This is a genomic window from Geodermatophilus sp. SYSU D01045, from assembly GCF_054050295.1.
This window is the reverse complement of record NZ_JBJGZB010000051.1, coordinates 1-14,013: the sequence shown is the minus strand read 5'-3', so window position 1 is coordinate 14,013 and position 14,013 is coordinate 1. Positions and strand designations below refer to the sequence as shown.

Genomic DNA, 14,013 nt, shown 5'->3' with positions numbered 1-14,013 from the left:
CCCCCCCCCCCCCCCCCCCCCCCCCCCCCCCCCCCCCCCCCCCCCCCCCCCCCGCCCCCCCCCCCCCCCCCCCCCCCCCCCCGCCGCCGTGCGCCCCGCCCTCACCGCGCGGTGCCCGACCTCACCCCGCGGCGCGCGGCCGGGCACCGCCCGGTGAGGTCGGTCGGGCGGCGCGGTCAGGAGGAGGCGATGCGGTCCAGGATCGCGGCGGCGAGCTGGTCGGGCGCCTGCTCGGGGATCCAGTGGCTCACCCCGGCCAGCTCGACGAAGCGGTAGTCACCGGCGACGAAGGACCCGCAGCCCTCGGCGGCGATCCGGCCGATGGCGATGTCGGCGTCGCTCCACACGAAGGTGGTCGGCACCGGGACGTCGTCCACCGGCGTCGCCGAGCTCATCGCCCGGTACCAGTTGAGCGCGGCGGTGAGCGCACCCGGCGCGGACAGCACCGCCACGTACTCCTCGACCGCCTCCGGGTCGACGGCGTCGCCGTACATGCGGCGCAGCCGGCGGGCGCCGTCGGCCAGCAGCACCTCCTCGGCCTTGCCCTCCTGCCAGAACAGCCGGATGTAGGACGAGCGCTCCTTCTGCTCCGGGTCGGAGCGGAAGGCCGCGGTGAACGCCGTCGGGTGCGGCACCGAGACGGCGGTGAGCGACCGCACCCGGTCGGTGTGCCAGCCGGCCAGCGCCCAGGCCACGTTGGCGCCCCAGTCGTGCCCGACGACGTCGGCGACCGGGACGTCCATCGCGGTCATGAGGTCGGCGGTGACCTGCGCGAGGTTGGGCAGCGCGTAGGCGCCGACCTCGAGCGGCCGCGCGCCGGGGGAGTAGCCGAGCTGGTCGACGGCGTAGGTGCGCAGCCCCGCCTCGGCCAGCCGCGGCGTCACCGCGGCCCACGACGCCGAGGTCTCCGGGAAGCCGTGCAGCAGCACCACCGGCCGCCCGTCCCCGGGGCCGTCGGCCCGCACGTCGAAGGTCAGGTCACCGACGTCCACCCGCAACAGCTCTCCGGCCATGGGGCGCAAGGTATCCGGTGCCGGCCCGCCGCTACCGTCGCGCTCGTGACGAGCCCGGAACGCGACTTCGTGCAGGCCCACCTCGACGACCTCCACGCCGATCTCGACGCCTGGCTGCGCATCCCCTCGATCTCGGCCGACCCGGGGCACGCCGGCGACGTCGCGGCGAGCGCGGACTGGCTGGCCGGGGCGCTGCGCCGCACCGGCTTCCCCGTCGTCGAGATCTGGCCGACGCCGGGCGCCCCGGCCGTCTACGCCGAGTGGCCCAGCGCCGACCCCGACGCGCCGGTCGCGCTGGTCTACGGCCACCACGACGTGCAGCCGGTGGACCCGCTGGAGCTGTGGGACCACCCGCCGTTCGAGCCCACCCGGGTGGAGACGCCGGCCGGCCCGGAGCTGCACGCCCGCGGCGCCATCGACGACAAGGGCAACGTCGCCTTCCACCTGCTCGGCATCCGCGCGCACCTGGCCGCCACCGGCCGCGACACCCCCGCCGTCACGGTGAAGCTGCTGGTCGAGGGCGAGGAGGAGTCCGGCTCGCCGCACTTCGCCGACCTGCTGCACGAGCGCGCCGACCGGCTGGCCTGCGACGTCGTCGTCGTCAGCGACACCGGCATGGCCGCCCCCGACGTGCCCAGCGCCGTCGTCGCGATGCGCGGCCTCGCCGACGCCGAGATCACCCTGCGCGGCCCCGCCGTCGACCTGCACTCCGGGTCCTTCGGCGGCGGCGTGCCCAACCCGCTGCACGCGATGGCGTCCCTGCTCGCGGCGCTGCACGACGAGCACGGCCGGGTCACGCTGCCCGGCTTCTACGACCGGGTCCGGGAGCTGACCGACCGCGAGCGCGAGCTCATGGCCCGCGTGCCCTTCGACGAGGCCGCCTGGCTGGCCGGGCCGGCCGCCTCCCGCGCCACCGCCGGCGAGGCCGGGTTCAGCACGCTGGAGCGGGTCGGCGCCCGCCCGACCGCCGAGGTCAACGGCATGTGGGGCGGCTACACCGGCCCCGGCCACAAGACGATCGTCCCGGCCGAGGCGCACGCCAAGCTGACCTTCCGGCTGGTCGCCGACCAGCGCCCCGCGGACGTCGGCCCGATGCTGCGCGCGTGGGTCGAGCAGCACCTGCCCGAGGGGATCACGGCCGAGGTGCACACCCCGCCCGGCGGCGTCGCCCCGTGCGCCAGCGACCTCGACTCGCCGCACACGGGCGCCCTGCTGCGCGCCATCGGCCAGGCCTTCGACACCGCCCCGGACGACGTCCTGTTCACCCGCGAGGGCGGCAGCGGCCCCGAGGCCGACCTCGTCGAGGTGCTCGGCGCGCCGCTGGTCTTCCTCGGCGCCGGCCTGCCCACCGACCGCATCCACTCGCCGAACGAGCGGGTGCTGCTGCCGATGCTGCACCGCGGCGCCGAGGCCGCGGCCCACCTGTGGCGGGAGCTGGCCGCCCGGTGACCGCGGCGGGGGACGGCGGGCGCTTCGGCCCGTACCGGGTGCTCGGCGTGCTCGGCCGCGGAGGGATGGGCCAGGTGCTGCGCGCCCACGACGGCGAGCACGGGCGCGACGTCGCCCTCAAGGTCCTGCACCCGCAGTGGGCCGCCGACGAGAGCTACCGCGAGCGGTTCCGCCGGGAGGCCCGCATCGCCGCGCGGCTGAACGAGCCGCACGTCGTCCCCATCCACCGGTACGGCGAGATCGACGGCCAGCTGTTCCTCGACATGCGGCTGGTCGAGGGGGAGGACCTGGCCTCGCTGCTGCGCCGCGCCGGGCGGCTGTCCCCGGCGCGCGCGGTCGACGTCGTCGGCCAGGTGGCCCGCGCGCTCGACGCCGCGCACGCCAGCGGCCTGGTGCACCGCGACGTCAAGCCCTCCAACGTGCTGCTGGTCGCCCGCTCAGACGGCGGCGACCTCGCGGCGTCCGCGCCCGGTGAGGACTTCTGCTACCTCGCCGACTTCGGCATCGCCCGCACCTCGGCCGACGCCACCGGCCCGGCGCTGACCGGCACCGGCGTGGCCGTGGGCAGCACCGAGTACATGGCGCCCGAGCGGTTCGGCTCCGGGCAGCTCGACGCCCGCGCCGACACGTACTCGCTGGCCTGCGTGCTGTTCGAGGCGCTCACCGGGCGGCGGCTGTTCGCCGGCGACGACCCGGTGGCGCTCATGGCCGCGCACGTGCACGAGCCGCCGCCCCCGCCGTCGTCCCTGGCCCCGGGCGTCCCGCCGGCGCTCGACGCGGTGGTCCTGCGGGGTCTGGCCAAGGACCGCGACCGGCGCTGGCCCACGGCCGGGGCCATGGCCGCCGCCGCCCGGGCCGCGCTGGCCGAGAGCGGCGTCCCGGTCCCCGGCGGCGACGGCGGGACGGCGGTCGGCCCGGCCGCCGACGGCGCCCCCGGCCGGGCGGTCACCCGGCAGCAGGGGGTGGGCAGCCCGCAGGCCCCGCCGACCACCGTCGGCCCCCGCCCGCCGGCCCCGCCGCGGCCCGCGCGCCTGCCGTGGGTGCTCGCCGGGCTCGGCGCGGTCCTCGCGCTCGCGCTCGCCGGGGCGCTGGTCGCGGTGGTCCTCCGGCTCGACGACGCCCGCGAGGACGCCCGGGCGGCCGGCCAGCGGCTGGTGGCCTCGGCCCTGGCGGTCGGCACCGACCCCGCCGGGTGCGCCGCCGAGGAGCCCCCCGACGGCGTGCTCCGCGAGGTCGGCTGCCCCGGCGACCCGGAGGACGACGGGCCGACCGCGGTCACCTACTCGGCCCACGACGGCGACGGTGCCGCCCGGGCCCTCGCCGCCGACGTCGAACAGCAGGGGCTGACCGAGCTCGAGGACCGCTACTCGTGCGGCCGGCAGGTGGACGGCGAGCCCGGCCCCGCCGGCTGGTTCCCGGTCCTCGACGACGACGAGGCCGAGGTCGGCCGCGCGGCGTGCTGGGTCGACGGCGAGGGCGACGCCGTCCTCGCGTGGACGTGGGACGACCTCGGCACCCGGGCCGTGGCCGAGCAGCGCGGCGGCGGCGAGCAGGGACTGTCCACGCTGCGCAGCTGGTGGGACGACGTCGCCGACCGCGGCTTCGGCTGACCCTCCGCGCCGCGGCAGCCCGGGGCGGCGCGCCGCCCGCCCTACGCTGCCCCCCGTGACCGGACCTGGGCTGACCCGCGCACCCGCGGGGTGGTACCCCGACCCCGACGGCGCGCCCGGCATGGTGCGCTGGTGGAACGGGGAGACCTGGTCGGACGTCACGACGCCGGCCGGTCCCGGCGTCGCCGTCCAGGCGCCCCCCGTGGCCGCGGTGCCGTCGCCGCAGGGCGGCGGGTCCTGGCAGCCGGGCCCCTCGTCGCAGCCGGCCCGCCGTCCCCGCACGGCCTGGTGGGTCGGGGGATCGGTGCTGGCCGTCGTCGCCGTGGTCGTCGTCGCGCTGGTCGTCGGCCTGTCCGGGGGCAGCCCCACCGGGCCGGGCACCGAGACCGACCCGCCGGTCGCGAGCTCCTCACCCGCCGGCCCCACGTTCCCGCCGGGCACCGTGCGGATCATCGACGAGGAGTCGGGCATCTCCTACCCGTTCCTCGGCAACGGCTGGTACGAGTACGACCTCGGCCTCATGCCGGAGACCCGCACCATCGCCGGGCAGTACTTCACCACCCAGGAGCAGACCCCCGACGGCGGCAACTTCATCGCCCAGTGCACGTCGGGGCCGGTCTCCGACGGCTACGGCTGGACCGGCCCGGGCAGCGAGCAGGCGACGGTGACGACGCTGGCCGACAGCGTGCGCGCGGCCTACTACCCGTACCCGAACGAGCGGGAGGTGCTCCGCGACGAGGCGCTGACCGTGGACGGGCACGCCGCGCACCTCGTCGAGTTCCAGCTGACCTGGGACGTCGAGGGCTACGACTCCACCGGTGAGCGGGCGGCGCTGCTGGTCGTCGACGTCGGCCGGCCCGACCCCGCGCTGCTCTACGTCTCGATCCCCAACACGCACGCCGAGCTCTACGGGACCATCGACCGGATCGTCGCCGACATCGACGTGCTGTAGGCGCCCGGCGCGGCGTCGTCCCGCGTGGTTAGGGTCGGTCCGTGACAGCAGCGGGAGCCGACCTGACACTGCGGCACCCGGTGGAGCGCTTCACGCTCGACAACGGGCTGCGAGTGGTCCTCGCGCCCGACCGCAGCGTGCCGGTCGTCGCCGTGACCGTCTTCTACGACGTGGGCATGCGCAACGAGCCGGAGGGCCGCACCGGCTTCGCCCACCTCTTCGAGCACGTCATGTTCCAGGGCTCGGCACACGTGCCGAAGATGGAGCACGCCCGCCTGGTGCAGGCCGCCGGCGGCACGTTCAACGGCTCGACCCACCAGGACTACACGAACTACTACGAGGCGCTGCCCGCCGAGGCGCTCGAGCGCGCGCTGTTCCTCGAGGCCGACCGGATGGCCGCCCCGGCCATCACCGAGGAGAACCTCCGCAACCAGATCGACGTGGTCAAGGAGGAGATCCGGGTCAACGTGCTCAACCGGCCCTACGGCGCCTTCCCCTGGCTGCAGCTGCCGCAGATCGCCTTCGAGAGCTTCGCCAACACCCACGACGGCTACGGCTCGTTCGTCGATCTGGAGAGCTCCACGGTCGCCGACGCCGAGGACTTCTTCTCCCGCTACTACGCACCGGGCAACGCGGTGCTGTGCATCGGCGGGGACCTCGACGTCGGCGAGACCGAGCGGCTGGTCCGCCGCTGGTTCGGCCCGGTCGAGGCCCGCGAGGTGCCGCCCACCCCGTACACCGGCGAGCCCTCGCCGACGGCGGTGCGCCGCGACGTCGTCGAGGACCGGCTGGCCCCCGCGCCCGCCGTCGCGCTGGGCTGGCGGGTGCCCGACCCGGTCGGCGACCTCGACACCTACCTCGGCACCGTGCTGCTCGCCGAGCTGCTCAGCGAGGGTGACGCCTCCCGGCTGGAGCGCCGGCTGGTGCACGACGACCGCCTGGCCGTGGCGCAGAGCAGCTACGTGGGCCTGTTCGGCGACCCGTTCGACGTCCGCGACGCCACGCTGCTCACCACCCAGGTGCACCACCCGGCCGCCGTCCCCGTCGACGACGTGCTGGGCGCGGTGCACGAGGAGATCGGCCGGGTCGCCACCGAGGGCGTGAGCGCCGAGGAGCTGGCCCGGGTGCAGGCCCGCACCAGCGCGCAGCTGCTGCGCCAGGCCGACTCGGTGCTCGGCCGCACGCTCGCCTTCGCCGGCGCCGAGCTGGTCCACGGCCGCGCCGAGCTGGCCGGCGAGCTCGCCGCCCGGCTGGCCGCGGTGACCCCCGACGCGGTGCAGGTCGCCGCCAAGGGGCTCGATCCCGGCACCGCCGCCGTCCTGGAGCTGCGCGCCACCGGAGGAGCCCGATGAGCGCCCCCGTCCTCGACCTGGGCCTGATCCCGCCGCTGGGCGAGCCGCGCCCGCAGCCGGTCCCGGAGGTGGCGACGACGACGCTGCCCAACGGGCTGGCCGTGGTCGTCGTGCCGCGGCCCGGCGTGCCCCTGGTCGAGCTGCGGCTGCGCGTGCCGTTCGCCGCGACCTCCCCGCGCGGCGCCCTCCAGCACGCCGCCCGGTCCTCGGTGCTCTCCGGCGCGGTGCTGCTCGGCACCGGGCAGCGCGACGCCACCGCCGTCGCCGAGGCGCTGCAGACCCACGGCGCCGAGCTCACCGTGGCCGCCGACCCCGACCGGCTGCTGTTCGCCACCACGCTGCTGTCCGAGGGGCTGGCCCCGGTGCTCGGCGTGCTCGCCGAGGTCCTCACCGAGGCCGCCTACCCGGGCGACCAGGTCGAGGCCGAGCGCGACCGGGTGGCCGAGCGGATCGCCATCGCCCGCTCCCAGCCCGGCGTCATCGCCCGCACCGCGCTGGCCGCCCGCCGCTACGGCACCCACCCCTACGCCGCGCAGCTCCCGGCGCCGGACCTGGTCGGCAAGGTGGCCGCCCCGGCGCTGCGCAAGCTGCACCGGGAGCGGCTGCTGCCCGCCGGCAGCACGCTGGTGCTCGTCGGCGACCTCGACGTCGCGGCGGCCACCGACGCCGTCGCCGCCGCGCTCGGCGGCTGGACGGGGGAGGGCGCCGCGGCCGGCGCCAAGCCCGCCCCGACCCTCGCGCCGGGCCACCTCGAGGTGGTCGACCGGCCGGGCGCGGTGCAGTCCAACATCCGCCTCGGCGGGCCGGCGCCGGGCCGCACCGACCCCGACCTGCCCGCGGTGCGGCTGGCGAGCATGGTGTTCGGCGGCTACTTCTCCTCGCGGCTGGTCGAGAACATCCGGGAGCGGCGCGGCTACTCGTACAGCCCGCGCAGCGCCGTCGACCACCTGGCCGCCGCCTCGTCGTTCCTCGTGGAGGCCGACGTCGCCACCGAGGTCACCGGCGCCGCCTTCCTCGAGACCTGGGCCGAGCTGGGCCGGATGGCGCTGGCGCCGGTCACCGAGGCCGAGCTCGACGCCGCCCGCCGCTACGTGCTCGGCAGCATGGCGCTGTCGACCGCCACGCACGCCGGGCTGGCCAGCACGCTGTCCGCGCTGGCCGGGTCGGGGCTGTCGGCGGAGTGGCTGGCCGAGCACCAGCGCGCGCTGGCCGAGGTGACCGTCGAGCAGGTGCAGGAGGCCTCCCGCCGGTACCTGGCGCCGGCCGCGCTGACCGCCGTCGTCGTCGGGGACGCCGAGCGGGTCACCGACGCGCTGCGGGCCCTCGGCCCGGTCGACGTCACCGCCAGCGCCGCCGCCGCGCCGGACCCGGCGTGAGCGTCCCGCCGGGCGGCAGCACGCCGGACGACGTCGTCACGCCGGAGGCGGTGCGCGGGTTCTGGCCGGCCGGCACGCCCGACACCACGGGCACGGTGCCGGTGCTGTCCCGCTCGGCGCACGACCGCGACCACCTCGGCCGGGCGCTGGAGGACCCCACCCGGGGACGGCCGGTGCGGGTGCTCACCGTCGACGAGCGCCGCGCCGTCCCGGTGCGCGAGACCGAGGGCGGCCCCGAGCTGGTCTGGGACGAGCAGCCGGCCCTCCCGGCCGGCGCGGTGTACCTCGGCGAGGCCGGCGGCGTCCCCTACGCCGCGATCCGCGGTGAGCGGGCACTGACGGTCAACGGCCGGCCGGTGGACCTGTGGACCGGGCTGCGCGAGGTGGGCGCCGACCTCGGCGACCTCGACGCCGGCCTGCTCGCCCAGGCCGTCGGCATCCTCGAGTGGCACGAGCGGGCGCGCTTCAGCCCGCTGTCCGGCGCCGCGACGACGATCGAGCGGGCCGGCTGGGTGCAGCGCGACCCGGTCACCGGCACCGAGCTGTTCCCGCGGACCGACCCGGCGGTGATCATGCTGGTCCACGACGGCGGCGACCGCTGCGTGCTGGGCCGGCAGGCGGTGTGGCCGCCCGGGCGGTTCTCGATCCTCGCCGGGTTCGTCGAGCCGGGGGAGTCCGCCGAGGGCGCGGTGGCCCGCGAGGTCGCCGAGGAGGTCGGGCTGGAGGTCACCGACGTCCGCTACGTGAGCAGCCAGCCCTGGCCGTTCCCGCAGTCGCTGATGCTCGGCTTCGTCGCGCGGGCCGAGGGCGACCTGGAGCTGCGGCTGGACCCGACCGAGATCGAGGAGGCCCGCTGGTGGACCCGCGACGAGCTGCGCTCGGGCCGCGGGCCCGCCGCGCTGCCGCCGCCGGTCTCGATCGCCCGGCACATCATCGACCGCTGGGTGGCCGGCGAACTCGACTGAGCCCGCAGGTCCGGTCCGGTCCTCGTTCAGCTGGCTCAGGCGAAGCGGCCCTGCAGGACCAGCGCGGGGTGCTCCGGCCGGTCGGCGAGCACCACCGCGTCGGCCAGCAGCACGGGGTCGACCTCGTCGTCGTAGCGGTCGAAGGCGGGCAGTTCCCACGCCTGCTCCGGGGGGAAGCGCCGCTCCCGCGCGGCCGGCGCCACCCGCAGGTGGACGACGACGTCGAAGGCCAGCCCCACGCCCTGCAGCAGCGGGCCGGGCACCAGCAGCACCCCGCGCGGCGGCATCGGGCGGTAGCCGGCCCGGGCGGCGCGGTCGCGCACGACGTCCCACAGGACCGGCAGGTACTCGGCCGGCCCGCCGGGCCCCACCCGGTCGAGCACCTCGCGGGCCAGCGCGCCGGCGTCGAGCCAGTCGGTGTAGCGGGCGTCGGGATCGGTGCGGCCGTGCTCGAACCGCAGGGAGGCCGGCCGGAGGAACCCGGCGGCCGGGACGACGACGGCCGGGCGGCCGAGCGCGGGCAGCCGCTCGGCGACCGCCCGCGCGAGGCCCTCCGGGTCGGCGACGTCGGGCCCGTCGACGGCGACCCGCAGGGCGGCCGCGCCCGGCTCGGGGTCGGCGTCGGCGAGGAGGGCGGCCAGCCGGTCGGCCAGCGCGCCCGGGGTCAGCGGCTGCGGACCGCTCAGCGGCGGCCGTCCGCGGGCACCGCGGGGCCGGGGCGGCCCGGCGCGTGCTGGACCCGTCGGCCGGGCGGGCGGCGGGGGACCGGCGGCAGGACCGCGGCCGGCTCGGCGGCCGGCGCCCCGGCGGCCGCGCGGTCGAGGGTCTCGAGCACCTCGCGGGCGAGCTCGTGCACCGGCCGCCCGAGCGACCGGGCCTGTGTCCGCAGCGCCTCGAACGCCGCGCGCGGCGAGGTGCCCTGCCGTTCGGCGAGCACGCCGAGGGCCCGCTCGGTGGCGACCCGGGCGGCCAGCGCGTGCTCGAGCTGGGCGACGGTCCGCTCGAGCGCGGCGATCCGGGCGTCCCGGGGATCGCCGTCCGGCCCGACGTCGGCCGTCCCGCGGGCGGCGCGGCGCGTCGCGCGGTCGGGGTCGGCCGGGCCGCCGAGCTCCTCGGCGACGAGGTCGGCCAGCGTCAGCCCCTCGAGCAGGTCGGCGACGTCGTCGGCGCGGCCGGGGGACAGGACGCTCCAGCCGCGGCCGGTCCGTGCGAGCACGACGGAGGGACGGTCGGCGGGCGGCTCCTCCCCGGCTGCTGCGGGCAGGGGGAGGTGCACGGCGTCCGAGGTCACGACAGCGGCTCCCGCGGGTGCTCGGCCGGTGGGCCGGGTGGACGTCGGCGCGCCACGGTCGCGACCCGCCGGGGGACGATGATGCACCGCCGGGGGCCGCGACCCCTACACCCCCCGCCGGTCAGGCGCCGGCCTGCTGCGCCAGCTGCGCCTTGACCTGGGCGATGCTCGGGTTGGTCAGGGCGCTGCCGTCGGCGAAGACCAGCGTCGGGACGGTGCGGTTGCCGCCGTTGGCGTTCATGACGACCTCCGCGGCGGCGGCGTCCCGCTCGATGTCGACCTCGGCGTAGTCGATGCCCTCGACCTGCATGAGCTTCTTGAGCCGCACGCAGTACCCGCACCAGGTGGTGGTGTACATCGTCACGGCGGCGGGCGCGGCACTCACTCGGGGTCCTCCAGCAAGGTCGGGGCGGGACGCGGCGACGTCCCTCCGGGGCGCAACACCGCGGGCGCGTCCCCTCTTCCCCGCCCCACGGGTCCCCAGGCGCACCGGCCGTCCCCAGGCGCCGGGGTGTCCCCGCCGCCTGTCGTCCCGGGCTGGGACACTCGCAGGAGCGGTCCGCCGGCCGCCGTCCCCTACCCCCGGAGGAACCACCGCATGCCCCGGACAGCCGACGCGCCCCTGGCGACCTCCGGGTCCGCGGGGACCTCCGCCGGCGCCGAGGCGGTCCTGGCCGGCCTCGACGAGGAGCAGCGCGAGGCCGCTCAGGCGGTGACCGGCCCGGTGTGCATCCTCGCCGGTGCGGGGACGGGCAAGACCCGCACGATCACCCACCGCATCGCCTACGGCGTGCACACCGGGGCGTTCGTCCCCGAGCAGGTGCTCGCGGTGACCTTCACCGCCCGCGCGGCGGGGGAGCTGCGCACCCGGCTGGCCGGCCTCGGCGTCGGCGGGGTGCAGGCCCGCACCTTCCACGCGGCGGCCATGCGCCAGCTGCGCTACTTCGCCCCACGGGTGCTCGGCGGCCCGCTGCCGCCGCTGATCGAGAACAAGCTGCGGGTCGTCGCCTCGGCGGCCACGCGCAACCGGCTGACCACCGACCGGACCAGCCTGCGCGACCTCGCCAGCGAGATCGAGTGGGCCAAGACCACGCTGGCCACCCCGGAGGACTACCCGACCCGGGCCGCGGCCGCCGGGCGCGAGCCGCCCTTCGACGCCGCCGCCGTCGCCCGCGTCTACGCCTCCTACGAGTCGGCCAAGCAGCGCGACGGCGCGCTGGACTTCGAGGACCTGCTCCTGGTCACCGCGTTCGCGCTGGAGGAGCACCCCGACGTCGCCCGGCAGGTGCGCGGGCAGTACCGCCACTTCGTCGTCGACGAGTACCAGGACGTCAACCCGCTGCAGCAGCGGCTGCTCGACGCCTGGCTGGGCGGGCGGGCCGACGTCTGCGTCGTCGGCGACCCCAACCAGACCATCTACTCCTTCACCGGGGCCGACCCCGACTACCTCCTGGGCTTCGCCGACCGCTATCCCGACGCCGCGGTGGTCAAGCTCGAGCGCGACTACCGGTCGACGCCGCAGGTGGTGGGGCTGGCGAACAAGCTGATCGGGCAGGCGCCGGAGCGCAAGAGCATCTTCCGGCTCAAGCTCCTCGGTCAGCGGGCCGAGGGCCCCGAGCCGCGCTTCTTCGAGCACGCCGACGAGCCCAGCGAGGCCGCCGCCGTCGCGCAGGCCTGCCGGGCGCTGGTCGAGGCCGGGACGCCGGCGTCGGAGATCGCGGTGCTGTTCCGCATCAACGCGCAGTCCCAGGTCTACGAGTCGGCGCTGGCCGACGCCGGGGTGCCCTACGTGCTCAAGGGCGGGGAGCGGTTCTTCGAGCGGCCCGAGGTCCGGGAGGCGGTCGTCCTGCTGCGCGGCGCGGCCGCCGGCGGCCACGAGCCCGGCGCGCTGGTGCCGACGGTGCGCGACGTGCTCGCCTCGACCGGGTGGGTGGAGCACCGCCCGCCCGCCGGGGGAGCGGCGCGCGACCGCTGGCAGTCGCTGGCCGCGCTGGTCGACCTCGCCGTCGACCTGGTGGCCGAGGACCCGACCACCGACCTCCCGCGCTTCGTCGCCCACCTCGCCGAGCGGGCCGACGCCCAGCACGCGCCGACCGTCCAGGGCGTGACGCTGGCGTCGATGCACGCGGCCAAGGGCCTGGAGTGGGACGCGGTCTTCGTCGTCGGCCTCGTCGACGGCGTGCTGCCCATCTCCCAGTCGCTGTCCCGCCCGGAGGCGGTGGAGGAGGAGCGGCGGCTGCTCTACGTCGCGGTCACCCGCGCCCGCGAGCAGCTCACCCTGTCCTGGTCGCTGGCCCGCAACCCCGGCGCCAAGCGGGCCCGCCCGCGCAGCCGCTTCCTCGACGGCCTGGTGCCCGGCTCCACGCCGACCGCCCCTCCGCCGCAGCGGAGGACCAAGCGGGCCAAGGTCGTCCTCGAGGGCGAGGCCGGGGAGATCTTCGAGCGGCTGCGCGCCTGGCGCAGCAGCACCGCGCAGGCCGCCTCGGTGCCCGCCTACGTCGTGTTCACCGACGCGACCCTGCAGGCCATCGCCGAGGCGAAGCCGACGAGCATCCGCGAGCTGTCCGGGCTGCCCGGCATCGGCGCCCGCAAGCTGGAGATGTACGGCGAGGACGTCCTCGCCACCGTCGGCGGCTGACCGGTCACCGACCGTGCCCACCGCACGGCCGGACGGGCGCGTCCCACGCCATCGGAGGACGCGCCCGTTAATTGCGTTGCGCCGCTGCAGTGACCTTCCCTACTGTCCTGCCTGCGCCCGACGGACGACCGCGGGCGCGCCAGACCGAGCCCGGCCCGACCGCCGGACTCCGACCCCGGGAGGAGGGGTACCGATGATCGACATGCGCTGCGTCCTCGCCCCCGCCGGGGTCTCCGCCTGGGGCGCCCTCGTCGTGCGTCCGGCCCTGACCGGCGCCGTCCCGTCCGCGCGGCCGCGCTGCGCCGTCGTCCGGTCGATGACGCCGTTCGACCTGACCGGCACCGCCGTTGCTGCGCCCACCGCTCCGGTCCAGGGGACCGGTGTGCCCACCGGCGGCGAGTTCGGCCCCGGCGTCGGCGGCACCGATGCCCTCCGCACCCACATCGGCAACCAGCGCACCACCCTCGGGATCCACTCCCCGGGGAGACCGCAGAGCTAGCCGCTCGACCGGTCCTCCTCGAGGCCGCGGAACCCGAACCCCGGGATCCGCGGCCTTCGTCTTTCTCCGCGGCACCCGGCCCCGACCACCCCGGTCGGCGGGCCCCCGCCGGCCGCGCAGACGACGAGTACGAGGAGGAGCGGCAGTGCAGCAGACGATCGACCGCCCGACGTCCCACCGCCGACCCGGGCTCCCCCGGACCGGCGGCGCCACCCCGAGGACGCCCCACACCCCGCTGGCCCCGGCACCGGTGCGGCGCCCCCTGCCGTGCCGCGGGAGCGACGACCCGGACCTGTGGTTCGCCGAGAGCCCCGCGCTGCTCGAGCAGGCCAAGGTCCTGTGCGGCGAGTGCCCGGTCCGCGACGCCTGCCTGGCCGGCGCCCTGGACCGCGGCGAGCCGTGGGGCGTCTGGGGCGGCGAGATCTTCGAGCGGGGTGTGGTCATCCCGCGCAAGCGCCCGCGGGGCCGTCCCCGCAAGGTCGTCGCGGCGTGAGCCGGGACGGCGACAGCCGACAGCGACAGCCATCCGATCGGGCGCCGACGCCCGACGAGCACCGAGGACCCGAGATGACCACGTACGAGTACGACCTGGCCACCACGCGGCTGCGCGAACTGCGCGCCGAGGCCGACACCGCCGGCCGCGTGCGCCGGCTCCGGGCCGCCCGCCGGTGGGCCCGCCGCGCGGAGTACGCCAGCCGGCGTGCCGCGCGGGCCAGCGCCGCCGTCCGCTGAACGACGGCGCCCCTCCGGGCCCGGCAGCACGCCGCGCCCCTCCCGGTCGAGGGGGGGGGGGGGGGGGGGGGGGGGGGGGGGGGGGGGGGGGGGGGGGGGGGGGGGGGGGGGGGGGGCGGGGGGGGGGGCGGGGCGG

Annotated in this window: 14 protein-coding genes; 10 read left to right on the top strand and 4 right to left on the bottom strand. The window is 77.6% G+C overall.

Annotated features, from left to right (window positions below):
• Positions 1 to 176: 176 nt before the first annotated feature.
• A complete protein-coding gene (locus ACI798_RS22965; RefSeq protein WP_456940990.1) occupies positions 177 to 1,013 on the bottom strand; it encodes an alpha/beta fold hydrolase in 837 nt (278 codons plus the stop codon).
• 45 nt (positions 1,014 to 1,058) lie between these two features.
• Between ACI798_RS22965 and ACI798_RS22960 the strand changes: the two genes are divergently transcribed.
• From ACI798_RS22960 to nudC, 6 genes are read left to right on the top strand one after another with little or no spacing between them, the layout of a single operon-like run.
• Positions 1,059 to 2,462, top strand: a complete 1,404-nt coding sequence (locus tag ACI798_RS22960; protein ID WP_457049043.1) for a M20/M25/M40 family metallo-hydrolase — start codon at positions 1,059 to 1,061, stop codon at positions 2,460 to 2,462.
• Positions 2,459 to 4,072: a serine/threonine-protein kinase gene (locus tag ACI798_RS22955; RefSeq protein WP_457049042.1), complete on the top strand. Its 1,614-nt coding sequence runs from the start codon at positions 2,459 to 2,461 to the stop codon at positions 4,070 to 4,072. Before ACI798_RS22960 ends, ACI798_RS22955 begins: the two co-directional genes overlap by 4 nt.
• A gap of 55 nt (positions 4,073 to 4,127) precedes the next feature.
• The gene (locus ACI798_RS22950; protein WP_457049041.1) at positions 4,128 to 5,024 is read left to right on the top strand and encodes a DUF2510 domain-containing protein; all 897 of its coding nucleotides are present in this window, start codon (positions 4,128 to 4,130) and stop codon (positions 5,022 to 5,024) included.
• A gap of 41 nt (positions 5,025 to 5,065) precedes the next feature.
• Complete coding sequence (locus ACI798_RS22945) at positions 5,066 to 6,376, top strand: M16 family metallopeptidase (RefSeq protein WP_457049040.1); 1,311 nt, start codon at positions 5,066 to 5,068, stop codon at positions 6,374 to 6,376.
• On the top strand, positions 6,373 to 7,752 hold the full coding sequence (locus ACI798_RS22940; RefSeq protein ID WP_456940995.1) for a M16 family metallopeptidase: 1,380 nt from the start codon (positions 6,373 to 6,375) through the stop codon (positions 7,750 to 7,752). Before ACI798_RS22945 ends, ACI798_RS22940 begins: the two co-directional genes overlap by 4 nt.
• On the top strand, positions 7,749 to 8,717 hold the full coding sequence (gene nudC, locus ACI798_RS22935) for an NAD(+) diphosphatase (RefSeq protein WP_457049039.1): 969 nt from the start codon (positions 7,749 to 7,751) through the stop codon (positions 8,715 to 8,717). Before ACI798_RS22940 ends, nudC begins: the two co-directional genes overlap by 4 nt.
• A 35-nt stretch (positions 8,718 to 8,752) precedes the next feature.
• Here the strand turns inward: nudC and ACI798_RS22930 are convergent, their stop codons facing one another.
• From ACI798_RS22930 to ACI798_RS22920, 3 genes are all read right to left on the bottom strand, one after another.
• Positions 8,753 to 9,100 carry a hypothetical protein gene (locus tag ACI798_RS22930; protein WP_456940997.1) on the bottom strand — a complete coding sequence of 116 codons (348 nt, stop codon included), beginning with the start codon at positions 9,098 to 9,100 and terminating at the stop codon, positions 8,753 to 8,755.
• A 299-nt stretch (positions 9,101 to 9,399) separates the two neighbouring features.
• The gene (locus ACI798_RS22925) at positions 9,400 to 9,933 is read right to left on the bottom strand and encodes an ANTAR domain-containing protein (protein ID WP_457049038.1); all 534 of its coding nucleotides are present in this window, start codon (positions 9,931 to 9,933) and stop codon (positions 9,400 to 9,402) included.
• Positions 9,934 to 10,129: 196 nt separating this feature from the next.
• Positions 10,130 to 10,393 carry a mycoredoxin gene (locus tag ACI798_RS22920; protein WP_456940999.1) on the bottom strand — a complete coding sequence of 88 codons (264 nt, stop codon included), beginning with the start codon at positions 10,391 to 10,393 and terminating at the stop codon, positions 10,130 to 10,132.
• 213 nt (positions 10,394 to 10,606) lie between these two features.
• Here ACI798_RS22920 and ACI798_RS22915 point away from each other — a divergent pair, with 213 nt between their 5' ends.
• The 4 genes from ACI798_RS22915 (at position 10,607) to ACI798_RS22900 (ending at position 13,877) form a co-directional block, all read left to right on the top strand.
• Entirely contained in the window at positions 10,607 to 12,646 is a 2,040-nt protein-coding gene (locus tag ACI798_RS22915) for an ATP-dependent helicase (protein ID WP_456941000.1), read from the top strand.
• Between the two features lie 193 nt (positions 12,647 to 12,839).
• Positions 12,840 to 13,145, top strand: a complete 306-nt coding sequence (locus tag ACI798_RS22910; RefSeq protein ID WP_456941001.1) for a hypothetical protein — start codon at positions 12,840 to 12,842, stop codon at positions 13,143 to 13,145.
• Between the two features lie 145 nt (positions 13,146 to 13,290).
• Complete coding sequence (locus ACI798_RS22905; protein WP_457049037.1) at positions 13,291 to 13,638, top strand: WhiB family transcriptional regulator; 348 nt, start codon at positions 13,291 to 13,293, stop codon at positions 13,636 to 13,638.
• Positions 13,639 to 13,712: 74 nt separating this feature from the next.
• Entirely contained in the window at positions 13,713 to 13,877 is a 165-nt protein-coding gene (locus tag ACI798_RS22900; RefSeq protein ID WP_456929244.1) for a hypothetical protein, read from the top strand.
• Positions 13,878 to 14,013 lie beyond the last annotated feature (136 nt).

What these genes read in the sequence shown, in the direction of transcription:
- ACI798_RS22965 (WP_456940990.1), bottom strand. Translation starts at nt 1,013, where the DNA reads ATGGCCGGAGAGCTGTTGCGGGTGGACGTCGGTGACCTGACCTTCGAC.
- ACI798_RS22940 (WP_456940995.1), top strand. Translation starts at nt 6,373, where the DNA reads ATGAGCGCCCCCGTCCTCGACCTGGGCCTGATCCCGCCGCTGGGCGAG.
- ACI798_RS22915 (WP_456941000.1), top strand. Translation starts at nt 10,607, where the DNA reads ATGCCCCGGACAGCCGACGCGCCCCTGGCGACCTCCGGGTCCGCGGGG.
- ACI798_RS22910 (WP_456941001.1), top strand. Translation starts at nt 12,840, where the DNA reads ATGATCGACATGCGCTGCGTCCTCGCCCCCGCCGGGGTCTCCGCCTGG.
- ACI798_RS22900 (WP_456929244.1), top strand. Translation starts at nt 13,713, where the DNA reads ATGACCACGTACGAGTACGACCTGGCCACCACGCGGCTGCGCGAACTG.